Origin of the sequence: Celeribacter persicus, from assembly GCF_003050785.1 — a bacterium.
GTDB lineage: Bacteria > Pseudomonadota > Alphaproteobacteria > Rhodobacterales > Rhodobacteraceae > Celeribacter > Celeribacter persicus.
Window position 1 is genome coordinate 1 of sequence record NZ_QAOH01000017.1, and the last position, 26,538, is coordinate 26,538.

A 26,538-nucleotide genomic window follows, 5' to 3' on the forward strand; every position below is an offset into this window, starting at 1 on the left:
TGTTTGAACTCGCGGCTGAACATCCTTCTTGTCATGTAGATTCTCCAGTTTCATTAACACCTTATCTCGGTGTCCACGAAACCGGCAGCAGCTCACAGAGCCCAAAGAAACTCACGGTACAGCGAAAGATCGGTTCGCGGAAATTGAGTGTTACAGGGCAGGGCGGGAAGCTCTCGGTCGCTGCCACGGGGCTAACATTGGATGAGGACATTCTCAGAGGTTTGAGTGATGTCATCGCTGAGTATTTGGAGAAACACGGATCGAAGTAAGAGGCAGGAGCCGCGGAGACGGTGGTCTTCGATCCAAACGAGGTAAGAAACAGGAGCGGATATGCTTTGAGATAACGGCAAAAGAAAAGCCCCCAAGCTGAGGGCCTGAGAGCTTATCAAGATTAGTTTGGTCGCTATCACGATAGTTCTCCGGCGAATCACTGTCAACAGCAACGCTCCTGAGCGAACGGGATTCTTTTGCCCTCCATCAAGCAAAGGAGGCGAGAACTATCCATGAAACATACAGGTTGGCGCAAGCCGACACCGGGTCTTGGCATTGCAGAGCAGCTTGCCCAAGCCGGTGAACAGGTAGCTGTACCCAAAACACGGGCCTTCGTGGCCGTAAAGCGGGTCGGTGCATACATTGGCCTCAAGCCCGGAGACATGATGCTCCTCGACACGCTCGGAGCCTTCACCCAGGCCCAGGACTGGGAGGAGGGGCAGCGCCCGATCGTCTGGGCGTCGAACGCCTATCTGATGGAGCAGACGGGGTTCTCGCTCTCCGCGCTTAAGCGCCATGCCCGGCGCCTGGCTGAGATTGGCGTGATCTCCTTCCAGGACAGCCCGAACGGCAAGCGCTGGGGCCGCAGGGACGCCGAGGGGCGCATCGTAGAGGCCTACGGCTTCGATCTGTCGCCGCTTTCAGCCCGTGTCGAGGAGTTCGAGGCGCAGCACACCGAGCTTCAGGCCGAACGTGAGCTCTGCCAACGCCTGAAGCGCCAGATCACCGTGGCACGCCGCATGATCCGCGCGCGGATCGAGGCGGCCTTCAGCAGCGCGCTGCGCGGGCCCTGGACGCAGTTCACGGGGCTCTTCGAGGAGCTTCTGGACCGGCTTCCGCGCCGCCATGAAGCGTCCGAGCAGCTTGCACGGCTGCTTAACTGGTTCAAGGAGCTCCAGGAGCGTGTGGAGGCTGCCTATCTCAAGGCAACCGAGGTCGTCCAACCTGTGGAAAACACGCCGGAAACCAAGGCACAAGTCGCTATGAAGACTCAAGAAATGAACCCCAGGGAGGTCATTTCTGACCCTCATATACTAATTACAAATCAACTTAATCCTGTAACTCGTAATTCCTCAGAAAATGAGGAAGTCGCGGTCGTGGTGCCCAATGCTCAGCCTGAAGATCAGGTTGATAGGGAGCTGGAAGAATGGGTGGCTGAGGTGCGCAAGAAGCGCGCCGCGCTGGATCTGCCCACTGTCATGCAGGCTTGTCCCGAATTCGCGTCCTGGGCCCGCAATATGGGCGGGTTCCTGAAGGATTGGGGCGATCTGCACCGGGTAGCTGGGCAACTCAGGCCTATGATCGGTGTGTCCGAGCATGCCTGGAACGTGGCGCAGGACCGTTTGGGCAAACAGGTGGCGACGGCGGCATTGGCGCTCGTTTTCGAGAAACATTGCGCGGGCGAAGTGTCCTCGCCGGGCGGCTATCTGCGCGGCATGGTCGAAAAGGCCGGGGCAGGGGAGTTGCATCTCGAGCGCAGCTTCTATGGCAGGCTCAGCGGGCAGGCGGCGTGATGGGGCAGCGGGTCAGAGACCGGCGGCCTTGGTCAGGTTCACGCGGAACCGGTCGCGGCGGCGCTGGTAGCGGCGGGTCATCTCGGCCGAGGCGTGCCCCAGCTGCTTCTGGACATAGCGCTCGTCGACTTCTGCCGAACTGGCGAGGCCGGCGCGCAAGCTGTGACCGGAGAAGAGCGCCAGACGGTCCTTCTCCGGCAGGTCGGCCCGGATGCCGGCGTCCAGGACGGTGTGCTTGATCAGGCGCGAGACGTGTTTGTCGTTGAGCCGCTTTTCGAGTGCTTTGTTGCCGTCCCTCGAGGTGCCGACGAAGACCGGCCCGAAATCGATCCTGGCGAAGTGCAGCCATTGCTCGAGGGCATGCACGGGGCAGGTCTGTTCCTTGGAGCCGCGGCCGATCTCGACCTCGCGCCAGCCGGTCTTGGCATTGAGGGTGAGCAGGGCACCCTTGTCGAAGATCTCGATCCAGCCGCCGGACTCCGGCGTGTCGTCTTTGTGCACGTCGAGGCTGACGATTTCCGAGCGGCGCAGACCTCCGGCGTATCCCAGAAGCAGGATCGCCCGATCCCGGAGTCCGCGCAGATCATATGGCAGGGTGGCGACCATCGCGAGGATGTCCTCGGCCTGGATCGCTTCCTTCTGCACCGGCGGGCGCGCGTGCTTGCGCTTGATCCCCGCCAGGACCGAAGCAATGTGGCGGTTCTTGCGATCGAGAGTGAACCCCCGTTGCGTATAGTTCCATGCCAGACCCGAGAGGCGACGCTCGATGGTGCTGACCGAGAGGGTAGGGGACCCGTTGGTCGGCGCGGCCAGGTCGGCCAGATACAAGCCGATCATCTCTGAAGACGGAGGTAAGGGCTCCGCACCCTTCAGCCTGCACCAACGCGCGAAGTGCTTCCAGTCGGCGGCATAGGCCTTGTTCGTGTTCTCGGCCGTCGAGGCTTTGGCGTAGTCCCGAGCGGTGTCGACCAGGCGGTCGAGTGTGCCGGAACCGGCGACATGCACGGGCAGGGTAATCCGATCGTCATCCTCCCTCATAGTAGAACCTCTCTCGTTGAGCTGAAGGCCTTCGGCCGGACATGGGTTCGCGCAGGTCGACGAGAGAGCATGCCAAAATGCCAGGAAGCGTCCGAACCACCGCCAGTCTGGGGTCTGCTGCCGGACGGTGCTAAATCCTACGCTAAGCCGATAAAACGCGCCTTCCGTGGTCCCTGAGGTTTCCGTTGGCATCGACGTAGCGATAGAGGGTCACCGGTTTGACGCCCAGCTCGGCCGCGAGGGCGGCGACTGAGGTGTCCCTGTTTGACATGGCCGCTTGGGCCAGGCGGACCTGAGCCTTGGTCAGTGCGAACTTTCGCCCGCCTTTTCGACCGCGCGCCCGGGCGGCTGCGAGACCTGCCATGGTGCGTTCCCGGATCAGGTCGCGCTCGAACTCCGCCAGGGTCGCGAAGATGCCGAAGATCATGCGACCGGCCGAGGTGGTGGTGTCGATTTCAGCGCCTTGACCAGTCAGCACGCGCAAGCCGATGCCGCGATCCGACAGGTCGCGCACGGTGTTGACCAAGTGGGTCAGCGTGCGCCCGAGCCTGTCCAGCTTCCAGACCACGAGAACATCCCCTTCCCGCAATGACCGCAGGCAGGCCTCCAGTCCTGGGCGATCATCGCGTGCGCCGGATGCCTGATCTTCGTAAATGCGTTCCGCGGGCACTCCTGCGGCGATCAGGGCGTCGCGCTGGAGATCCAGAGACTGCGACCCGTCAGCCTTGGAGATGCGTGCGTAGCCGATCAACATGTTTCACAAACGTTCGTTTGAGGTGCTTTCGTGCGGCCGGTGCTTTTCGGCATCAACCCTGTTCCTTATCCCATATCTTAAACAGAATATCACAAACTATTCGCGGAAAGAAAAAGATATATGGCACATCGCACAGTTCTGACCGACCGGCAGCGCGCAGCATTGTTCGATCTGCCGACCGTTGAGGCCGAGATGCTGCATCATTACACGCTGTCGGACGATGACCTGGAAATCATCCGCGCCCGACGCCGTCCACACAACCGTTTCGGCTTTGCTCTGCAACTGTGCGCCTTGCGATATCCCGGTCGTCTGCTGACACCCGGTGAAGTCATTCCCTTGGCAGTTACGCGCTTTCTGGCCGCGCAGGTTGGCCTGAAGCCTGATGATCTGGCCGGTTACGCGACCCGTGAAGAGACCCGCCATGAACATCTGGCGACGCTCAGAGAGCAGTATGGCTACAGGATGTTTTCTGGGAGAGGGGCGCGCGACCTGAAGGGCTGGCTGCAGGATGCGGCCGAGGGTGCCCGTTCCAATGACGATCTGGCACGGCGCTTTGTCGAGCAGTGCCGGGCGACCCGAACCATACTGCCTGGCGTCACGATCATCGAGCGCCTATGCGCGGACGCGCTTGTGGCTGCGGAGCGGCGGATCGAGTCCCGGATCGCGGAGCGGCTGGACGATGCCATGAGGACCCGCCTCGATGCCTTGCTGACGGAAGACGCTGGCGGATCGGTCACGCGGTTTGTCTGGCTGCGTCAATTCGAGGCCGGGCAGAACTCGGCCGACATGAACCGTCTTCTGGATCGGCTGGAATTCCTGCAACGCCTTGGGCTGACCGAGACGGTTCTGGCTGGGGTGCCGCCGCACCGGATTGCCCGACTTCGCAGGCAGGGAGAGCGATACTTCGCGGGCGATTTGCGAGACATTTCCGGTGATCGCCGTCTCGCCATCCTTGCCGTCTGCGTACTGGAATGGCGCAGCGCCCTTGCCGACGCCATTGTGGAGACCCATGACCGGATCGTCGGCAAGACCTGGCGCGAGGCGAAGTCCCGACGTGACGCTCGTGCGGAAGATGCCAAGGCAGCGCTAAAGGACACCTTGCAGTCCTTCGCCACCCTCGGTTCGGCGCTGCTGGAAGCCCATGAAGATCGCGCATCGCTCGAGGAGGCTGTCGACAATGCCGGTGGCTGGTTATCCCTCAAGGGGCTGGTCGCGACAGCGGCCCAGTTGACAGACACCCTGGCCGCCGACCCTCTGGCGCATGTCGGACATGGGTATCATCGCTTCCGCCGCTACGCACCGCGCATGCTGCGGACGCTCGACATTCGCGCCGCGCCCGTGGCGGAACCGCTGCTGGCGGCGAGCACAATCATCGCGGGCACGGAGACGACGGAGATCCTGCCGCTGACGTTTCTGCGCCGGGGGTCGAAGTGGTTGCGGCACCTGAACGCGGATGGCGGCGATGCAGGCCGTCTGTGGGAAGTCGCGGTTCTGTTCCATCTGCGGGAATCCTTCCGCTCGGGCGATGTGTGGCTCGCCCATTCACGGCGGTTTGGCGACCTGAAGGAGGCGCTTGTTCCGGCAGAGGTTGCCCGCGCCACGCCGAAGCTAGCCATGCCGTTTGAGCCCGATATCTGGCTCGCCGACCGCAAGGCACGAATGTCCGACGCCCTGCGTCGCTTGGCGCGGGCTGCAAAGGCCGGGGCCATTCCGGGCGGGTCGATCGAAGATGGTGTGCTGAAGATCGACCGCCTGACCGCCGCTGTTCCCGAAGAAGCCGAAGCCATGGTCCTCGACCTCTACAAGCGCCTGCCGGAAATCAGGGTCACGGATCTCTTGCTGGAAGTGGATGACGAGGTCGGGTTCACCGAAGCCTTCACGCATCTGCATACGGGTGTGCCTTGCAAGGACAGGATCGGCCTCTTGAACGTGCTGCTTGCCGAGGGACTGAACCTCGGCCTCAGCAAGATGGCAGGGGCTACCAACACCCATGACTACTTCCAGCTCTCCCGCCTGTCGCGATGGCATGTCGAAGGCGAGGCCATGTCGCGCGCACTGGCAAAGGTGATCGAGGCGCAGTCCGCGCTGCCGATGGCACGGTTCTGGGGTGCCGGACAAACGGCATCGAGTGATGGGCAATTCTTCCCGACGACACGACAAGGCGAGGCGATGAACCTCATCAACGCCAAATACGGCCAAGAGCCCGGGCTGAAGGCCTACACCCATGTGTCCGACCAGTTCGGCCCCTTCGCCACCCAGACCATCCCGGCCACGGTGAACGAAGCTCCCTACATTCTGGATGGCTTGCTGATGACGGGCGCGGGCCAGAATATCCGCGAGCAGTATGCCGACACGGGCGGCTTCACCGACCATGTCTTCGCGGTAACAGCCCTCTTGGGCTTCCAGTTCATCCCCCGCATCAGGGACCTGCCATTGAAGCGCCTCTATCTCTTCGACCCGGCAGCCTGCCCCAAAGAGCTGAAGGGGCTGATCGGCGGCAAGATCAAGGAACCCCTCGTCACGGCAAACTGGCCCGACATCCTGCGCAGCGCTGCCACCATGGTCGCGGGCGTCATGCCCCCGAGCCAATTGTTGCGGAAGTTCGCTGCCTATCCCCGACAGCACGAGCTGGCCTTGGCCTTGCGCGAAATCGGACGTGTCGAGCGCACGCTCTTTATCATCGACTGGCTGCTCGATGCCGACATGCAGCGCCGCGCACAGATCGGGCTGAACAAAGGCGAGGCTCATCACGCTCTGAAAAACGCCCTACGCATCGGCCGCCAAGGGGAAATCCGCGACCGGTCCGCCGAAGGGCAGCACTTCCGCATGGCAGGCCTCAATCTGCTCGCCGCCATCATCATCTACTGGAACACCAAACATCTCGGGCAGGCAGTCACAAGCCGCCACCGCGCCGGTCTCGACTGTTCGCCCGGCCTTCTGGCTCACATCTCGCCCCTCGGATGGGCGCACATCTTACTCACAGGGGAGTACAGGTGGCCGAAAAGAGCTTAGCGTAGGATTTAGCACCGTCCGGCAGCAGACCCCAAGTGCTGTCAAAAGTGGCCCCAGAGCTTTGAGATCGACATTCAGTACGGTCGAACTGCGCGGTGTGCGCGACAGCACCATGCGCTGGCCCGGGATTGGGCTGAGGACAAAATCCAACTCGCCGTCGGTCAGCCGGAAGCCGTCGTAATCGGCACTGGCCGCTTCGCCGTTCGGGAACAGAAGCTGGTTCGGTAGCGCGTCTAGAATCGATCGGGCTTTCGAGCCCCGGATCTGGCTTAGAAACTGGGTCATCATCACCACGACGACGTTCTTCTTTCGCGCGGTCACCAACCATTCCGCGAGTTTCTTGGCGAAGTATTCGTCGTCGAGAACCTTCCAGGTCTCGTCGATCAGGATTAGCGTCGGGCGCTTTTCTTCGATCAGCATCTCGGTGCGGCGGAAGAGATAGCCGAGGATCGCGGTGCGCTCGGTGCCGAGATCGAGGATTTCTGTGAGATCGACGGCCGTCACATCGTGGCTGGTGAAATCCACCACCGGCTCGTCTGCCTCGCCAAAGACCCAGCCATACCGCCCTTCGGGTTCCCATTCGCTGATCCTCTGCGCCAGATCGAGGCCGTCGCCGACATCGCCGAAGAGTTCCTGAAACGCGCGGAAATTCCGCAACCCTTGCCGGGCTTTGCCGTTCTGGGAAATCGCTGACTTGAGGGCTTCGGATTGCAAGGGTGTCATCGGCCCGCTGCGCTGTTCGAGAAGTGCGACCAGCCAATCCAGAAACCATGCTTCGCCTCGCTCTCCAGACTCCGTGGCGAGCGGGTTCAGCCCGGTCGGACGTCCGGCACGGATTTCGGCATAGCGACCGCCAAGGGCGCGCACAGCCATTTTGAGGCCGGCTTCCTTGTCAAAGATGATCGTTCGGCCCCCTGCTCGTTGGGCCTGGGCTGCGAGGAAGGCGACAGTCGTGGTCTTGCCGCCGCCGGACTTGCCCAGGACGAGTGTGTGGCCGTTTGTCGGCTCCGCCATCGGATCGCCGGGTTCATGGAAGCTGAACCGGTGCAGCGAGCCTTGCAGCGTCTGGAACAGCGTCAGCGGCGTTTGCCACGGCAAGCGTGCGGCTTCCGTCCCGGTATCAGCCGCATGCAGTGCCGCCATGTCGGCAAAGTTCAAGGACGAGACCGTCATGTCCCGTGCCCGGTAATCCATATTGCCGGGGTGCATGGCGAAGAACGCAGCTTCGAGTGCCGTGACCTCGCGGACCAAGCGCATGCCGTTCTGATGGGCGATGCCGCGGATGCGGGCGACCTCGGTATCGAGTGCTGCCTGATCGCCAGCAAAGACCGTGATCGTCATCTGGTGGATGCCAAACCCGAGCTCGCCGTTTTCCGACTTGTCGGCAGCCTCGAAGAGTTGCGCCTCAATCGTCGCGGCAATGTCTTCGGAGGCCCGCATTTGGGCCATGCGGCGTTTCACGCGCTCGGTGATACTGCCGCGCTCAATCGGCGTGTAGCTGTGCGTGATGATGGTGTCGCGGCTGGCCCCAAGTGCATCAAGCATGCCGGGCCAAGTCGAGGTGGCGTAGGATTTGACATAGAGGACGGCGCCGACGCGCGGCGTGTCTGCCCCCTCCTCCACCGTGAACTGGCCTTTGCCGAAATGGATGGCGGCATCGCTGGCATCTTCAGCGATGATCCCAAAGGGGCTGCGGGATTTGCCGCGCAACTCGCCCGTCAGAAGAGAGGCACAAAAACCAATCAGGCTGCCATCGCTGATCTTGAGGCGGTGGGATTTCACACCAAGACCGGTCTCGAGGATCGAAACCACTTCGCGCAACTCTTCCAACCTGCGGTCGGTATCCTCGCCCCAGACCTTTGCTGCCGCCTTGCCGAAGAACGGCACGACCAGCGGCGTAACTTGGCGCCGGACCACTGTCAGGATGAGCACCGATTCCTGCAGATTGCGGCGCTGCAGCTCGGCGCCCCATGCTCGGTCGATGTCGGCGGCAAAGCTTTGGCCGTGGATGGGTTTCAGCTGGGCGTTGGCCGAACGCATCATCCGGTGCAAATAGAAGCTGAAACGCTCATCCAGCGTGTCGAGAAAGTGGGCGAATCCGGCCCGCAGGGCGGTGATGGCCGAAGACCCGGATGTGATCCCGTCGATGCCGGTCACCTCCAGCGAGATCATCAGCCCGTTGTCTCGCGTACGCACCACCTCGTCATCAAGCTCGATGACATAGGGCAGGTGCGCATAGATCTTCGGGTCCACCGGGATCAATGCCCGCGCCCTGCCCCGCAGACCCTCCCGTTCAAGAAACATGACGCCGACCTTTCCGCAGGATGGCCATCGGCGTCACCTGCATCATGACCGCGAAGACATGATGCCCATTCGGGTTCAGCTTGGTGGCTACGCGCGCAAGCCCGTACCAGATCGGGGCGGTCAGGAACCACCAGACTGGCTTGAACAGAATGAAGGGCAGCACGGTCATCGCTCCCACTGCCATGGCATAGGGCATCGGCAGGCCAAGAAACTTGGCTTGCCGCGAGAGCCCGAGGATGACCGCGCTTTTCTCCATGGTTCCTGCCCTGCTTCAGCTAAAGGACGAGCGCAGGTTTGCGACGATGGCGGGACCGGCGATGCCTTGCGCGGCGAAGGCTTCGTTTAGTTCGATAACGTCCAAATCGGCAGTCGTCAGACCAAGACGGGGCGCTTGTAGCTGATTTTCAATGTCTGCATCGACACCGCTTACGCACAGATCCATGAACCCGCAACCTCAAGCCCGTTAACGTGACAATACCTAGTAAAGTTCTCACCGCTGATCGCGGCGCAGGCGCAAGCCCGCAAGCGGCAGACCGCTAAGTCCTGGCGAGTGGACGAGACCTACATCAAGGTGAAAGGCCGGTGGAGTTACCTTTACCGGGCCGTGGATCGCAACGGAAAAACCCTTGATTTCTTACTGTCAGAGCATCGGGACTTAGCGGCAGCGCGCCGGTTCTTGCATCGTGCGATTGCCACCAACGGCGTGCCAGACCGGGTGGTCATCGACAATTTGCGCGTCCGTCAGTCAGAATATGTTGGTCATAATTCAGCCTCCTTGCGGAGGCTGAATCACGCTGCACGGGCGAAATCAATAGACCCTGACCCCAAGCCTACGTCAGGCGGGGGACAAGAGCCCTTCCTCTTTCAGAGCTTGCAGGACAGCCGGTCGTCCACCGATCCGCTGCGCGTATTCGACGAGCTTCGGCCAAGGAGACATGTCCATCTTGAGGAAGTTGCACCAACCGAGCACCGTGAAGAGATAGGCGTCGGCGACGGTGAAGCTGTCGCCGACAAGATAGCCGGCACTTCCAATGCGCTTCTCTGCTTCGGTCAGACGGTTGGCAGCCATTTTTTCGAAGAAAGGACGGGCTTCGACCGGCAGATCAGGACGGAACAACGGCGCCATTGTCTTGTGAAGCTCTGTAGAGATGAAGTTCAGGGTTTCAAGAAGCTTCCAACGCTCATCTCCCGTCACCTTGCCGAGTTTTCCGTCTGCCTTGTCCGCAATGTATTGCAGCACAATGGCAGCCTCAGAGATCTTGGTCTCGCCATCGACGATGGTGGGGACCAGACCCAGTGGGTTGATCTTGCTATAGTCCTCACCATCGACCTTGTTTCCCGCCGGGTCCATCACGACCATTCGGCAAGTCGTGGGTATCTCCGCCTCCAGACAACTGATGTGAGCAGCCAACGAACAGGCCGCAGGTATGTAGTAGAGTTCCATTCTCACAGTGTTTCCTTCCTTTGTGTTTCAGCACAGGTACCCCGAAACTGCAGACGGAGTATATGCCTCAGAAGCGCCAGACCAGACCGGTTCCGACAAGCAGAGGATCGAGCGTCGCACTACCTGTCGCTGACGGCCCGCCGACGCCCAATGTGCCCTTGACGTCGGCATCGAGCCAGATTTTCTTGACGTCGAAGTACATACCCATCCGCTCATTGATCATGCTTTCGAAACCGACCTGTAGAACGGCACCCCAAGCGTTTTCCGCCTCGAAGCCGGCCACATCTTGCCCTTCCGAATCAAGAATGATGGTATAGTTGATGCCCGCGCCGACATAGGGCTCGAACTTCGGATTACGGGTCGGAATGCGGTATTGGAGTGCGAGAATCGCAGGTGCGTAAGTCACATCCCCGAGATAGGCCCCAGCAAGGCTTCCTTCGCCGCGAATCTCTGCGGTAGGTGGGATTCCGAATGTGAAGGTGGCGGAAATCTGCTCGTTGACGCGATAGCCGACATCGAAGCTCAACGAGTAGTTGTCGTCGACCGAAACATCGGCGCCCGGAAATGGTTCACCTCCGACCGACAGTTCGGCACCGGGGCTGAAGAATATCCCCACGGGCCCCCCCCGGAGATACCAGCCGTTTTGGTCTGCATCCTGTGCTTGGGCAGCGCAAGTTTGGGCTAGAGCCAGACAAGCGCTGAGTGTTGCCGTATAGTAAGTTTTAAACATGTGTTTCCTCCCTATGTGTTGGACTTCTTGTTGATGGCGTTGCCCAGGTCTTCGCCTGGTTGGGTATTCTTTGTGCTTACAGTAGCTTACGAAGGTCTGGTGCTGTGATCAGCGAGTCGTCAGTCACTGCGTAGCCCTTCGAGATGAGACGGCGAACGATCGCCATGTCGCGGGGCGCACCGAAACAGATGGCACCGACCAGCACATCGCCGATGACCGCGAAACGGGTGAACGACCTTCCTTCGCCCTTCCGCACAAGTATAGTTCCCCCCTCTGGCTGGTTATCCCCGATCATCTGGATGTTGAGGTCGTATTGATCAGACCAGAACCAAGTGTTGATTGCATAGGGCTCCTTCTTCCCCAGCATGTTTCGTGCGGCGGCGGCGGCCTGGTCCTGCGCATTGGCCCAGGATTCCATCCGTGTCGGCTGGCCATCGCCAACACGCATCGCCGCCACATCCCCGGCCGCGTAAATCAGCGGGTCGGACGTACGCAGAAATTCGTCAACGATGACACCATTGCCGGTCTCAAGGCCAGCCTCCCTCGCAATGGCATCATTAGCTATCGCGCCGATCCCGATAACGACCACGTCGACCGCCAGCATTTCCCCGTTTGATAGCGTCACGCTTTCAACCTGATCCTCTCCGCCTACCGTCACGATCGAGGTATTCAAGTGGATCACGGTGCCATTGCTACGGTGGACAGCAGCCAAAGCGACGCCGACATCCGGTGGCAGACTGCGGGCGCAAAGCCGGTCGGCGAGTTCGACGACCACCGCTTCCATCCCGCTTTTTCGGGCTGTTGCTGCGACTTCAAGACCGATCCAACCCGCGCCAATCGACAAAAGCCGCTTTCCAGGCACCATTTGCGCGCGCAAACGCTCGGCATCAGCAATCGTACGCAGATAGAAAACATTGCCTTTGCCCTCGAAGGGGCCATCAAGCGTGCGGGCGCGACTACCGGTCGCGATCAGCAGGCGGTCATAGGGCAGGCTTGCTCCCGAGGAGAGCCGTACCACATGCGCGTCGCGGTCGATTGCTTCGACGCGTTGGTTGAGCAGAAGGTCTATGCCAAGATTTTGCGCGGCCTCGGCGTTCAGCAAGCAAGTGCTCTGTGCGTCCGCCGCACCCTGAAGCACCGCCTTCGACAGCGGCGGTCGGTCATAAGGAAGGTGCCGTTCCTCCGAGAGGATCGTGACGGCGCCCTCGAAGCCTTCTGTTCGTAGCGTTTTCGCCGCGGTCACTGCAGCCAAGCCGCCGCCTATGATGATGATACGTTCCATCGGGGTCTTCCTCAGTCAATAATGCGGATGACGCGCAGACCTGTGCCGCGCGTCATCTGTTGATTACTTGTCCGCGCCTATGGCGCGTTCCTGTCCTGAGTTAGGAACCCACCTTGAAGCTCTCGGGGAACGGAGCCCCCCACGAGCTGAAGATGCCCGGCTTGTCCGCGCTCCAGATGAACGGGCCTGCCTTGTGGTCCACACAACGCGGCATTTCCCCCGAAAGCTCATACCTGTTGCCATCCGGCGTGAAGAAATAGGAGTAGAGATTCGAGCCTACACCGTGCCGACCCGGGCCTGCTTCCGTCATGACCCCACCGCGTGCGACCTGATCGAGCATGAGCTTCATGTATTCCATGTTCGGGATCGTCCATGCGAGATGGTCGAGCGTCTCATGCGGCGCGCCCGCAAACATTGCGACGTCATGGTGATAGTCGCCGACATGCATCCAGGCCGCAAGACGCCCTGCGCCTCCGGGGAACTCGACAATGTCAGAGGCATAGAAATCGACATGCTTGCGCAGGAATTCGATCGTCTGGGTCGCATCCGGACCGACGCGCAGCGTGATATGGTCGAGGTCAAGCGGCGCCAGACCGCTCAGGTGGTTGGCCTTGCGAGCAGCCGGGTTATAGTAGTGCTTGCGCGCTTCGGACCGCAGCAATGCAATCTGCATCTTCTGGTTCTGGGGCGGCAGATCGAATTCGATGATCTTCTCGACACCCGGATCGCAGTCCGTCATCTCCCGAACCTGGACGCCGGCATCGGAAACCCGCTTGCTGTAGTGATTGAGGTCATCCTCATCATCCGCAGCGATCGCAAAGCTGATGACGCCGGTACCACCCTCGGTCACGGCCACATCGAAAGTTCCGTCGGTCCCGCAGGTCAGGTAAACAGTACCGTCTTGCCGAGCAATTTCCTCAAGCCCCAGTACAGTTGTGTGAAACCGCACCGATTCCTCGAGGTTCTTAACCCGCAAGTGCGCGTGCGACAGTTTTTGAAGAGCCATACTATTCCTCCCCTTGGATGGATGGCATTGATGTCAAAGCCCCTGTTGGAGCGTTCTTTCCATGAACATGAGGCGGTCGTTGCCCCACCACATCTGATCACCCACAATCATCGTGGGCGTACCAAACACACCTGCCTCATGCGCGGCCTGCGTGCTCGCCTCGTATTGGTCTGTAGCATCCTTCGATGAAACCCAAGCCGACAGAGCATCGGGATTCCAGCCGAACTGCTTCGCCAATTCATCCAGCAACGCCGGGTCAGCCAAGTCTGCACCCTTTCCCCAGACCCGGTCCCACGCAGTCCGGATGAAGGCTTCTCCCTCGCCTTTCGTCATTGCATAAAGAAAAGCCTTGTTGAGCTTCTCGGACGCGAGTGACTTCGGAAAGGTCAAAGGCAAACCATATTCCTCAGCCCAACGGTTGAGATCCTTGCTCAAATAGCGAATCTTCAACGGCAGGCTGACATTTGGTGGTGCGGTATTCCCCGCCATGAGTTTGAGTTGCGGCAGGTTCACGACATGGGGCCGAAACTCCAGACCGTATTGCTTGCAGATCCCCGGCACCTTGTGAAAGGCCAGATAAGCGAAGGGGCTCATGAAATCGAAGTAGAAGTCAAGATGCCGACTGGTCACTTGCCGCTCTCCGTCTCAAGCTCCGCAGCGAGTTTTGCCCATTGACGCCCGGACTCGCGCGCGCCCTCCAGAGCCGTTGCGGGAACCAGGTGGTAGGGCGGACGGCAAGGTCCAGCGACCATCCAACCTGCCGCATCCATACGGGCCTTCTCGATGCCGATGTTATAGACCGAGAATTCCTTGAACGAGCCGTTGGGAAAGAGGGTCCGATAGGTGAAACCAATCCTGTCGGTCAGTTTTTTGGCTTGGGTCCAATCGCCAGTCTCTACCGCCTTGGCCACAAGGTCGCGAAGCTGGATCACAGGTGCTGGCCCGCAAACCGCGCCACTGGTCCAGAACGCCGTGCAGTGTTCGGGGTCGAGCCGGGCGGCGGCGTAATAGTCCACATCAAGCGGCATCAGTCGAATGCGGCGCTTGGTCAGGTTCAGGTCCGTATAGAGCGCTGCCGTGTTTATGTACTTGGCAGATACGATCTGCGGAATTTCGGAGATCTGCGCCCAGAAAGCACGCGGGAACTCGAACTTGAATGCCTCGGGGTTGGCATATGCACAGATAGCCATGTCCGGGCACGCCTCGGCCACATCACGAAAGAACTGAACTGCTGTCGGCACATCAGGCTGAACCCACATCGGCGGCCCCATCATCACCCCGTTAAGCCCGATCTCGCGCGCGGCACGGGTCATGCTGATGGAGTCGCGGGTGTTAAGGGCGGTCGCCCCGCCGAAGATGGGAATGCGACCGCGACCGGCTTCGACCAGCGTGCGCATGAAGGCTTGCTTCTCTTGCCATGTTGTCGTGGCTCCCTCTCCCAGGGTGCCGAGAGAAAGAATCCCGTTCACACCAGAGGCGATCAGAGCCTCGACGACACGGGCCGTTTCGTCCAGATCGACCGTGTCTTCAGCGCGCGGATCCGACGCGTTGGGCTTGGACGGCGTGGGCATGATCGCCCAGCAACCTGTCACGTCATCGACCGTGAGCAGTTCATGTTTCATGGCTTGAAGTCCCGATTTATGTGAGTTTTTTTTGCGTGGATTGGCATGGTGCGCAGCTAGGGCGCACCATGCCGGACAGTGTCACTATGCGCCGAGCGGAACCGCGTTTCCACGGTCTTCCCGCCAAAGCCCGAGTTTCTCCTGGCAGACGCGATCGGAGTAAGAGAACAGCACTGCATCGCCGTCCGCCTCATGCGTGACGGTATGCCAGCTCGGAACGACGAACAGATCCTTCGGACCCCATTCGTAAGTCTTTCCATTGATCACACTGCGACCGGTGCCTTCAGTGACGACAAAGACCGTTGCGTCTGTCGACCGATACGGCCGCGACTTGAAGCCTTTCGGAAGCAGTTGAAGGCAGGGCGAAATCGTCGGCATCGCCCAGCCGCCGTCGACCGGGTTGACATAGCGCATCTTGATACCGTGGAAGGGGTCGACCTCACCCTGCTTCAAAAGATGCTCGAGGCCTTCGCGCGAGCGTTCGTAAGGGTAATTGAAGATCGGCGACGCTACTCTGGTCGCTTCGTAGTCGACCGGAAGCATGTTGGCACCGTAGCGCCAGCTGCTGTCTTCGGGCTGGCGGGTAATTGGCTGCTGATCCGCGTGATGCTCTTCTGCGAAAGAGGCGTCGAACACCGACACGATTGGAATATCCAGACCGTCGAGCCAGATCATCGGCGCGTCGCTGTCATTGCCGTGGTCGTGCCAGGCTCCCGGCGGAGTGATTACGAAATCGCCAAAGTTCATCACTGTGCGCTCGCCATCGACCGACGTATGCGCACCACTGCCCTCCATCACGAAGCGCAAAGCTGACTGGCTGTGGCGGTGCGCGGGGGCAACTTCGCCCGGCAGGACGATCTGAAGGCCAGCGTAAAGCGACGTGGTAATCCGGGACTGACCGCGCAGGCCTGGATTTTCAAGCACAAGGACGCGCCGCTCGGCTTCCTTCGCCGTGATCAGACCGCCTGCTTCCAGCAGGTAGGATTTCGCCTCGTCGAAATGCCAAAGGTGGGGCAAGCAACCGCTTTTGGGCTCAGGAGTGATGATGTTCGACAAAACAGTCCAAAGTGGGGTATAGGACCCGCTATCGATCTTGTCGTAGAACATCTTTCGTTCTGCTGTTTCCACAGGCTTTTCGGTCAGCGACATATTTATCCTCCGTTTGACGCGATCAGATAGAAAGCGTCACATATATCAGAACTGGAACTCTGGGGTGGTGACGGTGAGACCATCAAGATCTGCTGTCAGGCGAATCTGGCAAGCAAGCCGGCTGCTGTCCTGCCTGTTGGCCGCAAACTCCAACATACTGGCTTCACCTTCGCTGGTCGGCGGAAGCAGAGAAAGCCACTTGGGGTCAACATAGACCTGACAGGTCGCGCATGCGCAAGCGCCGCCACAATCCGCATCAATTCCCGGCACGCCAGCCATCGTCGCAGCCTCCATCAGAGACTGCCCCTCGCGCGACGATACATCACGTCGCTCTCCCATCGAATCAATGAACACCACTTGGATCGACATAGAAATTCTCCCTCCCAGCACGTCGTTACAATCGAAACTGCTCCACTCAAGGCAGGCTTGCCCACCCATTTGGGAACAATAACGACGAACTTATTCCTCCGTTTGGCTGCCTTTTTCGTGCCTAATCCCGCCTGACCATGGTCATTCAGGCGGATCAATGGCATAAACTAAGCATGCATACTACCTTATATGCATATCTTGCTGCTGGTAGTCAAGCGATTGATGGCCAAGGCCCTGACTCAGACATGACCAAACCCGAGCCCGGGTTTTCCGGTAACGCGCTCCAAGGGTAAAAGACGTCCATCTGCTGCCCGAGGTTGTCGGTGGTATCGAAGGGTGTTATGCTATAAGCAATCAACAATGAAAAAGAAGATGGTCGGCGAATGAAAGATGATACCGAGCGGAGACCGCCCGAAACCCTAGGTGGCGACGCCGATTTTCGGATCATTAAGGACCATCCCGCGCATCTGATTCGGCGTAGCTACCAAGTCTTCTTGTGTGCCTTCGACGAGGCTATGGCTGGCCTGCCGTTGTCGCCTGTGAGCTGGATCATTATCGCAACAGTGCGAAATTTCCCGAGCCTGTCCGTGACTGAAGTTGCCCGGCGCGCCGCAATAGACAAGGCGAGCTGTGGACGAACTGCAAGCGCGCTTGAGAAGCGCGGGCTGCTTTCGATCAAGAAGAGTGATACGGATGGCAGAGAGAAACTGCTCGACATCACCCCTGCTGGCGAGGAATTGTACGGCAAGGCGTTTATTCAGGTCATGAAGCTGAAGTCGCTGCTCTTGGATGAAATTGATCCAGAGGTGCAGCGTCAGTTCCTGACTTCCATGGCAGCGTTTGTTTATGCAACACGCAAGAACACACGACCGTCAATTCCGACCGCACGTGACGCCGACATGGATTGAGACAGTCATAGCGATTGCAGCTGGCCACCCACAAGCAGATGGCCAGCTTTTCTTGGCGTCAGGTGACGTCGATTTCCATCGAGCCGATCCGGTCGATCCAGGCATGGATCTTGTTGCCCGGCTCAATCTGCCCGACGCCCTCGGGCGTCCCGGTGAAGATGACGTCGCCCACTTCCAGTGTATAGAATCGGCTGGCCATCTCGATCAGTTCCGGCACGCTCAGCACAAGATCACGCGTATTGGCCTTCTGCCTGGTGACGCCGTCCACCTTCAGTTCGAAGTCGAGCTGGGACGGATCGGTGATTTCATCGGCTGTTACAAGCCACGGTCCCAGCACCGAATAGCTGTCTATGGACTTGCGCATGCTGCGTTCCTCGGCGCCGCGCACCGTCATGTCAAGCCCGATCGCATATCCTGCGACGTACTCCAGCGCGCGCTCCGCTGACACCCTGTCGGCGCGTTTGCCGATGATGACCGCAAGTTCGATTTCGTGATCGCTGCGCCGATCAGGGAAGCGCAGTGTCACCGGCTCGGAGGGGCCGATAAGACTGCTGGTAGCCTTCAGAAACAGGCCGGTCTCGTGGATCACCCGCACTTGGGCTGCATTGCCCTGGTGCAGATCCTTCTGCGCGCGCGCCTCTTCCAGGTGCTTGACGTAGTTCACAGGCGCCGCGACAAGCTTGCCGGGGTTTGCAACCGGTGAATCGAAGGCCAGTTCACGGACTGGTCTGCGCTCTCCGGTCCTGGCAGCCACAAGGAATGCCTCCTTGAGCTGATCGAGATGTGCGATCAACGGGTCATGCCGCGGCAACGGGTAGCGCAGTTGCGGCAAAAGGTCGAGGGCCGAGGTGACATCGACAACCTCATCGTCCTGAACAAGACCGATACGGTCCTTGTGGAAGCGACAAATCTTCATTTCTTCTCCTTATCAACGGACACCCGGCCCGGCGATCCTGGGGTCGGGTCGCCGGGCCGGGGTGACTAGTTCTCAGCGGTCGTCGCGGATCAAGCCAAACGCACGGGGAGTTCTTCCAGACCTCTGAACCGTGTGTTGTGCTGAAAGCGAGCTTCGCCGTTGCGCACCAAGGTCGGCAGTTCCTTCAGCACGGACGCAAGGGCGATCGGGGCCTCCATCCTGGCAAGCGGCCGACCGAGGCAGACATGGATCCCCGCACCGAACGCGACATGATTGTTCGGGCGGCGCGCAAAATTCAGCCTGTCGGGGTCTTCGAACACACGCTCGTCCCTGTTCGCCGAAGCCTGGGCAAGAACCACCTCGGTGCCCGCCGGGATCGTGCCATTACCACTGGCAAGTTCCACATCGTTCGTCGTTCGCCGCCCCTGAAGCTGGAGCGGCGTGATGAAGCGGATCAACTCTTCGAGTGCCGTGGGCAGAGCAACCTCACCCTCGACCAGCTGACGCTTGCTCTCGGGGTCATCCATCAGGAAATGCATCGACTGAGAGATGAGGTTTGTCGTGGTCTCATGGCCGCCATTGAGCGTCACGATGCACATGTGAAGAATTTCGGCGTCACTGACCTCAACGCCATTTCGCTGCGCCGCAGCCATTGCGCAGAGGATGCTCTCGCTCGGGTCGATCGTGCGGCGCGCCTTGATCTCGTCGAGAAATGGCAGGAGATAGCCCATGAATTCCGTTACTGCTTCATGGCCCTGCTTGATCGCTTCGACCGACACCTGCGGGTTGAGCGGGAAAAGCACCTTGCGCCCCACGCCCTGGATATAGTCAGCATCTTCAACCGGAATGCCGATGACCCTGCAAATGAGTGCAACCGGGATGCGGAAAGCGAAATCGCGCACGAAGTCGAACTCGCCCATTTGCTTGACCTTCTTGATCTCACGGTCAATCACGTCTTGGGTAAAGTCCGTCAGAGACTTGATGGATGTCTGAGAGAAAAAGGGGTTGACGATATCGCGCAACCGGTCGTGATCGGGGTTGTCACGGAAGAGCATCGTCGATGTGTGATGCTCCAGCAGGGGGCCCTTGCCGAATTTTTTCTCGAAAAACTCACCTTTGTAAACAAGACCGGACAGGTCTCGCCATACTTGGCGTACGTCGTCGTAACGCGTCAGAAGCACAGTGCCATCTTCCTGTTGGTGAACAGGATCGCCGTCGCGCAACAGGCGAAAATAGGGGCTGGGATCGTCGAAATAGTCATCCGGCGGTGCCAACAGATTGAAAGCTTTGGCTTTCTCTGAAATTGTCTGATCGATTTTAGCGGTTCCGGTCATTCTGTCCTCCCTGACCCCTACATCGTGAGTAGCTCAAAATGTAAGCGGTGATAAGCATGCTGTCAATTTTCAACTTGAACGCAGCTTCGCTTTTGCTGTCGTTCGGGATGGCTTGTCGTTCTTGCGCTACGCCCTCACCGGCGCAGCACCTTCCCCTGCCGCGATCACGCTCCGGCCGCAATTCGCGCCCGGCAGCGCTTGGACGAGCGCAGCGATCGGCGCCAATGCTGCTAGGTCAACGCCGGTTTCCACGCCGCAATCCCGGAACAGGCTCACGACATCCTCGGTAGCGACGTTGCCGCTGGCGCCGGGGGCATAGGGGCAGCCACCAAGCCCGCCGATCGCGGAATCGAACACGCGGACACCCTGATCATAGGCCGCGCGCACATTCGCCGTGCCATGGCCGTAGGTATCATGCGCATGCATCGCCCAAGCGGAAACGGAGGGAAAGCGCGCCATCGCCGCCCTGAACAATTCCGCGACCTGCGCCGGTTCGCCGCGGCCAGTCGTGTCGCATAGGCAGATCTCGGCATCGGGGCAGATTTCCAGCGCGCGTTCCAGAAGATCGAGCACGGCGTTGGCAGGTGTCACCCCCTCGAACGGGCAATGGAATGCGGTGGCGAGGTTGAACCGCAGCCGCAGCCCATCGGGCGCCTCGGCGACAAGCCGGGCGTAATCGGCGAGGGCCTCATCCGGCGTGGCGCGCACGTTCGAACGGCTGTGGCTTTCCGAGACCGAGATGACATAGGACAGAAACTCCGCTCCCGCCGTGATTGCCTTCAGGCCATAGCGGGCATTGGGAACCAGGACCTGCGGCACGACATGACCCTGGGCCAGAACATCGGCCAGAACCTCGCCGGCGTCGGTGAGTTGAGGAATGGCGCGCGGACTGACGAAGGAGGTGATCTCCATCCGTTTCAATCCTGCAGCGGCAAGGTCGCGGATCACGGCGATCTTGGTCTCGGTCGGGATGAAGGGGCCGATGTTCTGGAACCCGTCGCGCGGGCCGACTTCGACGATCTGGACGGCAGTCATGCTATTACTCCCTTCTGGTAGAGCAACTTGATTTCATCCTGCGAGTAGCCCGCGATCTCTGCCAGAACGGCTGCGGTATCTTGTCCGACCTCCGGGCCGGTGCAGCGGATCGTGCCGGGGGAATCGGGGAAATGCGGCACAATGCCGGGATGAAGCAGGTCGCCATGTAGCGGGTCGCTGACTTCGCGCACCATGCCACGCGCGCGGAACTGCGGATCATCGGCAATTTCTGCGGCAGTGTAGATCAGCGTCGAAGGGATGTCTGCCTTGGCCAGAAGCTCTGTCAGTCGTCCGGCATCGAACCGCCGGGACCAGGCGGAAATGGCCTCGTCGAGTTCGTCGACGTGCTTGAGGCGGCCCGCATTGGTCTGCAACTCCGGTCGTACCGCCAGATCCTCGCGCCCGATCAACGCTGTCAGCCGCTGAAACAGAAGATCTGAATTCGCAGCGACAATGACCCAACGGCCGTCTGCCGAGGGATAGGCGCTGGTGGGAGCCGCCGACGCGATGCGCGCGCCGACGGGTTGGCGCACAAGGCCGAGCGCACCGTACTCCGTGACGATCCCTTCCGTGAGCGACAGCACGGCTTCTGTAAGCGCTACATCGACGGTGTTGATGTCCCCATCCTCGGCTCCGCCGCTGCCCGTCCGGCCGTCTCGGCGCAAAAGACCGGCGAGAACGCCGATCGCGGCGTAAAGTCCGGCAACGGAATCGCCGATGCTGATGCCGACGCGTGGCGGCGGCAGATTGGTGGTGCCGGGAGCATGGTCGGTCAGGTGACGCAATCCGCCGATCGCCTCGCCAATGACGCCAAAAGCGGCGCGGTCACGCAATGGGCCAGTCTGTCCGTAACCCGAGACATGGGCCACTACGAGACCTGGCCGCAGTTCCTGCAGCCTTTTACGATCGAAGCCGAGACGCGCCAGGCCCCCGGGGCGCTGATTCTCGATCAGCGCATCAGAGCGCGCGATGATCCGTCCCACGGCCTCGACTCCTTCGGGGCTTTTGAGATCAACCGCGACCGAACGCTTGTTGCGGCCATGAACGCTCCACCACAGTGACGCGCCGTTGGATTGCGCGCCCCAGCCCCGCACAGGATCCCCATCGGGCGGTTCGATCTTGATGATCTCGGCGCCAAGATCGCCGAGAATGCGAGTGGCGAACGGAGCGGCGATGAAGTGGCCGATTTCGACAATGCGGAGGCCGCTAAGGGGTGGCGGGGCTTCTGGTCTGGTGTTCATGTGTCCTCGTCGAGATATCCGGCGTCTCGCTCGCTTCAGGAGAGTCCGGCTTCTGTTGGTGTTGCGTCATACCGCATCTGGTTGGTGTGCTGGCGCGGCCTCACGGAAAGCGGGCAGCGCATCGGCTGCATCGAATATCCGCGCGATGGTGGGCCAACGGCTTGTATCAATGTCGAAACGTCGGTTGTTCCAGACCTGGGCATAGAGGCAGCAATCCGCGAGCCCCGGCGTATCACCATGACAGAAACGCCCGGTGCGACTGTCCTGCGCCAGCATGATTTCAAGCGGATCAAAGGTGGTTTCGACCCATTCCGTGAACCAGGCTTTCTGAGCAGCCTCGTCGGCACCGAATTGCTCGGTCAGGCGAGTCAGGACGCGCAGGTTGTTCAGGGGGTGGATCTCGCAGGCGATCATGTATGAAAGCGCGCGCACACGTGCCCGCCCGTCTGCCCCCTCAGGCAAGAGCCGCGGTCCGGGTTGGGTTTCGTCGAGCCATTCGATGATGGCAAGCGACTGCACAAGAACCTGGCCATCGTCGCTTTCCAGAACCGGCACAAGTCCGGCGGGGTTCAGCGCCAGGAATTCGGGCGTACGGGTTTCACCTTTGCGCAGGGCATAGGGCACATATTCATAGGCGATGCCCTTGAGGTTGAGGGCAGCGCGCAGCCGCGTCGAGGTCGATGAGCGGAAGAAATTATGAAGGCGGAAGGTCATTCGACGTGTCCCTTCGCGCGCGGCCCGATGGTCGTGGTAATCTCTCCAAGCCCACTGATTGAGACGACGCATACATCGCCCACCTGCATCGCGCCGACGCCCGCAGGCGTGCCTGTCATCACCAGATCGCCGGGCCGGATCTCCATTGACTGCGACAGGATCGAGATGATCTCTGGCACCGACCAGATCAGGTCTTGCAGATCGGCGCTTTGCTTGACGGCACCATTTAGCGTCAACTGGATCCGGCCCTGCTCGGGCTTGCCGACCGGCGCGCCAGTGTGGATCGGACCGATCACCGCCGAGCGATCAAACGCCTTGCCCCAGTCCCAGGGCCGTCCTGCCGCACGGGCAGCAAGCTGCAAGTCCCGTCGCGTCAGGTCGTTGCCGATGGCGTAGCCGAAGATGTGGTCGCGCGCCTGTTCCTCGGGAATATCCGTGCCAGCCTTGCCGATGGCGATCACCAGTTCGGCTTCATAGTGGAAGTTCTGCGTTTCGGGCGGATAGGCGACGACCTGCCCATCTTCGACAACGGCATCGGCGGGTTTGGTGAAGAAAAACGGCGGATCGCGATCCGGGTCCTTGCCCATCTCTCGTGCATGCTCGGCATAGTTGCGTCCGACGCAGAAGATCCGACGCACAGGGAAACGCTCGTCCCGACCGGCGATAGGCAGGCTGACGGCAGGCGGCAGCGGGAAACTGTAATTCATGGAGGTTATTGTCCTTTCCTCGTGGTCGTAATTCAGTAATGTGGCATCGTAGGATGCAGTCATGTCGGCACTATCGCCCTGCGCAGAAACCGAAGTGCCACCATGATTGCGACACCCAGGCCATGGAGCATGAGGGTGTATCCGCCACCCAATGCTTCCGGCATAAGAAGCAGCACTCCGCCAAAGCCCAGAGCTGCGCGTTCGTAGCCTGACAACATGCCCCCGAACCAGCCAACCATGGCGGCGGATATGGCATAAACCCCAATTGCCGCAGCAGACGTGGCCAGAAAGATTTCAACCGGGGTTCCCTGCATCAGCAGGGCGGGCGAGACCACGAAGATGAAGGGAATGATGTAGGCTGTCCAGCCTAGCCGCATCGCAACGAATGCTGTCTGCATCGGCGGGGCCCCGGCCAGCGCGGCGGCAAAGAAGGCGCCGATGCCGACAGGCGGGGTCACCATTGACATCATGCCGAGGTAGAAGATGAAGAAATGGGCGGCCATCGGTGTGATCCCGGCCTCTACCAGAGGCGGGGTAAGAAGGACCGCCAGCAAAAGATAGACGGCAACCGTCGGCATCCCCATGCCAAGAACAACACTGGCAATGGCCGTGAGGAGCAAGAGCAGCGGAAGGCTGCCCCGACCGATCTCGGCCAGCGCGAACGTGCCGGCAAAGCCCAACCCGGTGATGTTGAGAACACCGATGATGAAGCCGGCGGCAGCGGCGATCATCAGGATCTCGGTCATGGAGATGCCGGCTTCGGCGAGCGATTGCCAGATCATGCGCAGAGTGATGCGCCGGCCACCATAGCCGTATGCGACGCCGCAGATCAGGGCAACGCCGGCCGCCCAGAGGGCCGCCGTTTCCGGTCGCTGGCCCAGCCAGAACATGCCGACCACGATCACTGCAAACGGCAGGATGAAGATACCCCCGCGACGCAGAGTGTCGAGCGCAGAAGGAATTTCATCCTCACGCAGGGGGGCGATGTTGGCCTTGGCGGCCTCAAGATCAACCTGACAGTACACCGCAAAGTAATAGAGCGCGGCCGGGATGATCGCTGCAATCGCGACCTGCGCATAGGAAACGCCCAGGAAATCGGCCATAAGGAAAGCGACTGCGCCCATGACCGGGGGGGCGATCTGCCCTCCGGTCGAGGCGACGGCCTCGACTGCGGCAGCCATCCGGGGCCGATATCCCGAGCGGATCATCAGCCGGATGGTGACGACGCCGGTCGCGACGATGTTGGACACCACAACCCCGGAGATCGTGCCGAAAAGCGTCGAGGCCAGGATCGAGATCTTGGCCGCTCCGCCGCGGCGGCGCCCCAGCGCGGCAAGCGCGATGTCGTTGAAGAACTCGCCCCCCCCCGCCCGCACGAGGATCTGCCCGAACAGCACGAACGCGGCGACGACCGTTACCGACACGTTCATGGTAAGGCCGAGCATGCCATTGGCATCGAACCCGATATAGGAAAGCAGACGATCCGGTGAGACCTGCCGCGTTTGCATCGCACCCTGAATCATGTGGCCGATCATCCCGTAGCCCCCGATGAAAAGCACCACCACGACGAGCGCCCAGCCCACCACCCGCCGCAGCCCCTCAAGCACCAGCAGGACAAGCATCCCGGACATGATCACGATATCGACCGGGGCGGACATCACCCGCGAGACGATATCGGCATAGTTTATGGCAACATATAGCGAAAGACCAAGCCCCAGGACGGCAAGAATCCAGTCGATGGTTCTACCACCGTCCGCCGGAACATTCTCGTCGCTGCCGCGTGGATCCTTCTCGCCGACGCTGCTTCTGTCGATCAGGAACACCAGGCCCAGCCCAAGCCCCAGGGCGACGGCCAATATCTGCTCGACATAGACGCTCAGCCCGAGGCGGCTCGGCGCGTCGAACCCCACAGCGACGGCCAGCAGCGAAAGTGCCACCGCCTGGGTTTGGACGGCAATCCGACGAAATGTTGGCAGCCGACTGCCAGTTGTCTGAGTCAAAGCCTGTTTCCTCCACAATGAGCGAATGCAAAAAGGACTGCGCCGGGAAATCTCCCGGCCCAGCCCTCCGTCATAACCGTGTCAGTCAACAGCGCGAATGGCGACGCCCCGCTCGGCGAAGAAGGCCGCTGCACCAGGGTGATATTCCACACCCGGATAATCGACATAGGCGGTTTCAATGTTCATCACGCGAAGCGGAGGATAGGCATCGCCGATCGCACCCACATTGTCGAAAATCGAGGCCAGCAGCGCCTTGACCTGTTCGTCGGACACATGCTCACCAGCAACAAGGACGTTGTCCCATGTCAGCATCATCATCGGCGCATCGACACCCACCCGCACCGGCGAGGGCGTCACCTCTGAGAAGTAATAGGCCGGGCGAAACTTGCGAATCGTTTCGAGCGCCTGCTCATCCGAGGCGACCTGAAGATAGCGGACCCCGCCCACCATTGCGCCGACCTCAGCGACCTTCGGCCCGCCGACAGCGAAGAAGGCCGCATCCGTCAGACCCGAGGCCAGAGCATCGACATTGCGAATGATATCGGGGATCGGCACTTCAACCACTTCACCATAGCTGATCCCGTCCGCCTCGAGAAGCGCACTCACCAGCGGACGGTTCAGCGGGAAAGCCTCCCAGCCCGAGGGCACACGCTTTCCGGCAAGATCGGAGACCCGCGTCATGCCGGAATCTGCCCGGACGAACAGCCCTACCGCAAAGGGATTGATCTTGGCCACAACACGCAGATTCGGCAGAGCCGCCGAGTAGTCACCCTCCCCGGCGACCGCTACGATCATGTCATTGATGTCGGTCATCGTGAATTCGGCGTCTTTGCTGTCGACGGCCTGAAGCATCTGCGCGTTGCCGCTATATGCCTGAACAACCAGCCGCCCGCCGCCGCTTTTCTGGGCCTCGGCCGCAATGACCGAAGCCATCGTATTCCACACCGAACCCGCAGGAGGTGTCGTGATCGATGTAACCTGTGCGGAGGCACCGCCAGCCGCCGTCACTGCAAATACCATCGCGCCAAAAACGCGCGTCAAAAACATCCTCATCTTCTCGCCCCCTATGCTGAACTCGCTCCTCCGCAAGCGCTTCTTCTTACCAGTTACGGCCTTGCTTGGAAAGCATGCTTTTCATATTGCCAGCGGCCCCGCAAAGCGGTAACACTCCTTCCCACGCGTCTGCGAG

The 26,538-nt window shown here is 60.5% G+C and carries 25 protein-coding genes and 2 pseudogenes; 6 read left to right on the forward strand and 21 right to left on the reverse strand.

The window, feature by feature from the left end; all coding sequences use genetic code 11:
• Both C8N42_RS21770 and repC read left to right on the forward strand, forming a co-directional pair.
• Positions 1-269: pseudogene (locus C8N42_RS21770) on the forward strand (hypothetical protein); the annotation flags it as partial.
• Between the two features lie 234 nt (positions 270-503).
• Positions 504-1,784 (forward strand): plasmid replication protein RepC, encoded by a 1,281-nt coding sequence (repC, locus tag C8N42_RS16615; RefSeq protein WP_107817709.1) that lies wholly within the window; start codon positions 504-506, stop codon positions 1,782-1,784.
• Positions 1,785-1,796: 12 nt separating this feature from the next.
• Here repC and C8N42_RS16620 read toward each other — a convergent pair whose 3' ends face one another.
• On the reverse strand, positions 1,797-2,822 hold the full coding sequence (locus C8N42_RS16620; RefSeq protein WP_107817710.1) for a tyrosine-type recombinase/integrase: 1,026 nt from the start codon (positions 2,820-2,822) through the stop codon (positions 1,797-1,799).
• A 142-nt stretch (positions 2,823-2,964) separates the two neighbouring features.
• Positions 2,965-3,576 (reverse strand): recombinase family protein, encoded by a 612-nt coding sequence (locus C8N42_RS16625; protein WP_038148987.1) that lies wholly within the window; start codon positions 3,574-3,576, stop codon positions 2,965-2,967.
• 120 nt (positions 3,577-3,696) lie between these two features.
• Here C8N42_RS16625 and C8N42_RS16630 point away from each other — a divergent pair, with 120 nt between their 5' ends.
• Positions 3,697-6,588, forward strand: coding sequence for a Tn3 family transposase (locus C8N42_RS16630; protein ID WP_096873666.1), 2,892 nt, complete (start codon positions 3,697-3,699; stop codon positions 6,586-6,588).
• On the opposite strand, the gene C8N42_RS16635 is transcribed toward C8N42_RS16630, so the two are convergent.
• The 3 genes from C8N42_RS16635 to C8N42_RS21930 are packed head-to-tail and all read right to left on the reverse strand — an operon-like array spanning position 6,550 to position 9,334.
• On the reverse strand, positions 6,550-8,892 hold the full coding sequence (locus C8N42_RS16635) for a VirB4 family type IV secretion system protein (protein WP_107817711.1): 2,343 nt from the start codon (positions 8,890-8,892) through the stop codon (positions 6,550-6,552). The two genes, C8N42_RS16630 and C8N42_RS16635, sit on opposite strands and share 39 nt — an antisense overlap.
• Positions 8,882-9,148: a VirB3 family type IV secretion system protein gene (locus tag C8N42_RS16640; RefSeq protein ID WP_038068035.1), complete on the reverse strand. Its 267-nt coding sequence runs from the start codon at positions 9,146-9,148 to the stop codon at positions 8,882-8,884. Before C8N42_RS16640 ends, C8N42_RS16635 begins: the two co-directional genes overlap by 11 nt.
• Positions 9,149-9,163: 15 nt before the next feature.
• On the reverse strand, positions 9,164-9,334 hold the full coding sequence (locus tag C8N42_RS21930; protein ID WP_081856365.1) for a hypothetical protein: 171 nt from the start codon (positions 9,332-9,334) through the stop codon (positions 9,164-9,166).
• Between the two features lie 30 nt (positions 9,335-9,364).
• On the opposite strand from C8N42_RS21930, the pseudogene C8N42_RS16650 reads away from it, so the two are divergent.
• Positions 9,365-9,682 (forward strand): annotated as a pseudogene (locus C8N42_RS16650) (DDE-type integrase/transposase/recombinase); the annotation flags it as partial.
• A 45-nt stretch (positions 9,683-9,727) separates the two neighbouring features.
• On the opposite strand, the gene C8N42_RS16655 reads toward C8N42_RS16650, so the two are convergent.
• The 8 genes from C8N42_RS16655 to C8N42_RS16690 form a co-directional block, all read right to left on the reverse strand.
• Positions 9,728-10,336, reverse strand: coding sequence for a glutathione S-transferase C-terminal domain-containing protein (locus C8N42_RS16655; RefSeq protein WP_038068037.1), 609 nt, complete (start codon positions 10,334-10,336; stop codon positions 9,728-9,730).
• Between the two features lie 67 nt (positions 10,337-10,403).
• Complete coding sequence (locus C8N42_RS16660; RefSeq protein ID WP_107817712.1) at positions 10,404-11,066, reverse strand: OmpW/AlkL family protein; 663 nt, start codon at positions 11,064-11,066, stop codon at positions 10,404-10,406.
• Positions 11,067-11,142: 76 nt separating this feature from the next.
• The gene (locus C8N42_RS16665) at positions 11,143-12,348 is read right to left on the reverse strand and encodes an NAD(P)/FAD-dependent oxidoreductase (RefSeq protein WP_037209922.1); all 1,206 of its coding nucleotides are present in this window, start codon (positions 12,346-12,348) and stop codon (positions 11,143-11,145) included.
• A gap of 100 nt (positions 12,349-12,448) precedes the next feature.
• Complete coding sequence (locus C8N42_RS16670; RefSeq protein WP_107817713.1) at positions 12,449-13,354, reverse strand: VOC family protein; 906 nt, start codon at positions 13,352-13,354, stop codon at positions 12,449-12,451.
• Between the two features lie 33 nt (positions 13,355-13,387).
• A complete protein-coding gene (locus C8N42_RS16675; RefSeq protein ID WP_107817714.1) occupies positions 13,388-13,984 on the reverse strand; it encodes a 2-hydroxychromene-2-carboxylate isomerase in 597 nt (198 codons plus the stop codon).
• Entirely contained in the window at positions 13,981-14,976 is a 996-nt protein-coding gene (locus C8N42_RS16680; RefSeq protein WP_037209924.1) for a dihydrodipicolinate synthase family protein, read from the reverse strand. The genes C8N42_RS16675 and C8N42_RS16680 overlap by 4 nt, the downstream gene beginning before the upstream one ends.
• Positions 14,977-15,060: 84 nt before the next feature.
• Positions 15,061-16,125 (reverse strand): gentisate 1,2-dioxygenase, encoded by a 1,065-nt coding sequence (gtdA, locus tag C8N42_RS16685; protein ID WP_107817715.1) that lies wholly within the window; start codon positions 16,123-16,125, stop codon positions 15,061-15,063.
• 45 nt (positions 16,126-16,170) lie between these two features.
• Positions 16,171-16,494 (reverse strand): 2Fe-2S iron-sulfur cluster-binding protein, encoded by a 324-nt coding sequence (locus C8N42_RS16690; protein WP_107817735.1) that lies wholly within the window; start codon positions 16,492-16,494, stop codon positions 16,171-16,173.
• A 383-nt stretch (positions 16,495-16,877) separates the two neighbouring features.
• Here C8N42_RS16690 and C8N42_RS16695 point away from each other — a divergent pair, with 383 nt between their 5' ends.
• The gene (locus C8N42_RS16695; protein WP_107817716.1) at positions 16,878-17,402 is read left to right on the forward strand and encodes a MarR family winged helix-turn-helix transcriptional regulator; all 525 of its coding nucleotides are present in this window, start codon (positions 16,878-16,880) and stop codon (positions 17,400-17,402) included.
• A gap of 58 nt (positions 17,403-17,460) precedes the next feature.
• Here the strand turns inward: C8N42_RS16695 and C8N42_RS16700 are convergent, their stop codons facing one another.
• The 8 genes from C8N42_RS16700 to C8N42_RS16735 form a co-directional block, all read right to left on the reverse strand.
• Complete coding sequence (locus C8N42_RS16700) at positions 17,461-18,318, reverse strand: fumarylacetoacetate hydrolase family protein (protein WP_038068048.1); 858 nt, start codon at positions 18,316-18,318, stop codon at positions 17,461-17,463.
• 89 nt (positions 18,319-18,407) lie between these two features.
• Positions 18,408-19,652 (reverse strand): cytochrome P450, encoded by a 1,245-nt coding sequence (locus tag C8N42_RS16705; RefSeq protein ID WP_107817717.1) that lies wholly within the window; start codon positions 19,650-19,652, stop codon positions 18,408-18,410.
• Between the two features lie 126 nt (positions 19,653-19,778).
• On the reverse strand, positions 19,779-20,687 hold the full coding sequence (locus C8N42_RS16710) for a hydroxymethylglutaryl-CoA lyase (RefSeq protein WP_107817718.1): 909 nt from the start codon (positions 20,685-20,687) through the stop codon (positions 19,779-19,781).
• Positions 20,684-21,928: a CaiB/BaiF CoA transferase family protein gene (locus tag C8N42_RS16715; protein WP_038068053.1), complete on the reverse strand. Its 1,245-nt coding sequence runs from the start codon at positions 21,926-21,928 to the stop codon at positions 20,684-20,686. The genes C8N42_RS16710 and C8N42_RS16715 overlap by 4 nt, the downstream gene beginning before the upstream one ends.
• A 66-nt stretch (positions 21,929-21,994) precedes the next feature.
• Entirely contained in the window at positions 21,995-22,642 is a 648-nt protein-coding gene (gene maiA / locus C8N42_RS16720; RefSeq protein WP_038068054.1) for a maleylacetoacetate isomerase, read from the reverse strand.
• Positions 22,639-23,349: a fumarylacetoacetate hydrolase family protein gene (locus C8N42_RS16725; protein ID WP_038068055.1), complete on the reverse strand. Its 711-nt coding sequence runs from the start codon at positions 23,347-23,349 to the stop codon at positions 22,639-22,641. Before C8N42_RS16725 ends, maiA begins: the two co-directional genes overlap by 4 nt.
• Positions 23,350-23,408: 59 nt before the next feature.
• A complete protein-coding gene (locus C8N42_RS16730; protein ID WP_038068056.1) occupies positions 23,409-25,349 on the reverse strand; it encodes a TRAP transporter permease in 1,941 nt (646 codons plus the stop codon).
• 81 nt (positions 25,350-25,430) lie between these two features.
• Positions 25,431-26,369: a TAXI family TRAP transporter solute-binding subunit gene (locus tag C8N42_RS16735; protein ID WP_207020159.1), complete on the reverse strand. Its 939-nt coding sequence runs from the start codon at positions 26,367-26,369 to the stop codon at positions 25,431-25,433.
• Here C8N42_RS16735 and C8N42_RS21775 point away from each other — a divergent pair.
• Positions 26,269-26,514: a hypothetical protein gene (locus tag C8N42_RS21775; RefSeq protein WP_211309210.1), complete on the forward strand. Its 246-nt coding sequence runs from the start codon at positions 26,269-26,271 to the stop codon at positions 26,512-26,514. The genes C8N42_RS16735 and C8N42_RS21775 overlap by 101 nt on opposite strands.
• The last annotated feature ends 24 nt before the right edge of the window (positions 26,515-26,538 follow it).

Bases quoted from the DNA above. Each gene is read 5' to 3' on its own strand.
- repC (WP_107817709.1), top strand. From the start codon at position 504: ATGAAACATACAGGTTGGCGCAAGCCGACACCGGGTCTTGGCATTGCA.
- C8N42_RS16620 (WP_107817710.1), bottom strand. From the start codon at position 2,822: ATGAGGGAGGATGACGATCGGATTACCCTGCCCGTGCATGTCGCCGGT.
- C8N42_RS16625 (WP_038148987.1), bottom strand. From the start codon at position 3,576: ATGTTGATCGGCTACGCACGCATCTCCAAGGCTGACGGGTCGCAGTCT.
- C8N42_RS16630 (WP_096873666.1), top strand. From the start codon at position 3,697: ATGGCACATCGCACAGTTCTGACCGACCGGCAGCGCGCAGCATTGTTC.
- C8N42_RS16635 (WP_107817711.1), bottom strand. From the start codon at position 8,892: ATGTTTCTTGAACGGGAGGGTCTGCGGGGCAGGGCGCGGGCATTGATC.
- C8N42_RS16640 (WP_038068035.1), bottom strand. From the start codon at position 9,148: ATGGAGAAAAGCGCGGTCATCCTCGGGCTCTCGCGGCAAGCCAAGTTT.
- C8N42_RS21930 (WP_081856365.1), bottom strand. From the start codon at position 9,334: ATGGATCTGTGCGTAAGCGGTGTCGATGCAGACATTGAAAATCAGCTA.
- C8N42_RS16655 (WP_038068037.1), bottom strand. From the start codon at position 10,336: ATGGAACTCTACTACATACCTGCGGCCTGTTCGTTGGCTGCTCACATC.
- C8N42_RS16660 (WP_107817712.1), bottom strand. From the start codon at position 11,066: ATGTTTAAAACTTACTATACGGCAACACTCAGCGCTTGTCTGGCTCTA.
- C8N42_RS16665 (WP_037209922.1), bottom strand. From the start codon at position 12,348: ATGGAACGTATCATCATCATAGGCGGCGGCTTGGCTGCAGTGACCGCG.
- C8N42_RS16670 (WP_107817713.1), bottom strand. From the start codon at position 13,354: ATGGCTCTTCAAAAACTGTCGCACGCGCACTTGCGGGTTAAGAACCTC.
- C8N42_RS16680 (WP_037209924.1), bottom strand. From the start codon at position 14,976: ATGAAACATGAACTGCTCACGGTCGATGACGTGACAGGTTGCTGGGCG.
- gtdA (WP_107817715.1), bottom strand. From the start codon at position 16,125: ATGTCGCTGACCGAAAAGCCTGTGGAAACAGCAGAACGAAAGATGTTC.
- C8N42_RS16690 (WP_107817735.1), bottom strand. From the start codon at position 16,494: ATGTCGATCCAAGTGGTGTTCATTGATTCGATGGGAGAGCGACGTGAT.
- C8N42_RS16695 (WP_107817716.1), top strand. From the start codon at position 16,878: ATGAAAGATGATACCGAGCGGAGACCGCCCGAAACCCTAGGTGGCGAC.
- C8N42_RS16700 (WP_038068048.1), bottom strand. From the start codon at position 18,318: ATGAAGATTTGTCGCTTCCACAAGGACCGTATCGGTCTTGTTCAGGAC.
- C8N42_RS16705 (WP_107817717.1), bottom strand. From the start codon at position 19,652: ATGACCGGAACCGCTAAAATCGATCAGACAATTTCAGAGAAAGCCAAA.
- C8N42_RS16710 (WP_107817718.1), bottom strand. From the start codon at position 20,687: ATGACTGCCGTCCAGATCGTCGAAGTCGGCCCGCGCGACGGGTTCCAG.
- C8N42_RS16715 (WP_038068053.1), bottom strand. From the start codon at position 21,928: ATGAACACCAGACCAGAAGCCCCGCCACCCCTTAGCGGCCTCCGCATT.
- maiA (WP_038068054.1), bottom strand. From the start codon at position 22,642: ATGACCTTCCGCCTTCATAATTTCTTCCGCTCATCGACCTCGACGCGG.
- C8N42_RS16725 (WP_038068055.1), bottom strand. From the start codon at position 23,349: ATGAATTACAGTTTCCCGCTGCCGCCTGCCGTCAGCCTGCCTATCGCC.
- C8N42_RS21775 (WP_211309210.1), top strand. From the start codon at position 26,269: ATGACCGAAGCCATCGTATTCCACACCGAACCCGCAGGAGGTGTCGTG.
- C8N42_RS16735 (WP_207020159.1), bottom strand. From the start codon at position 26,369: ATGGTATTTGCAGTGACGGCGGCTGGCGGTGCCTCCGCACAGGTTACA.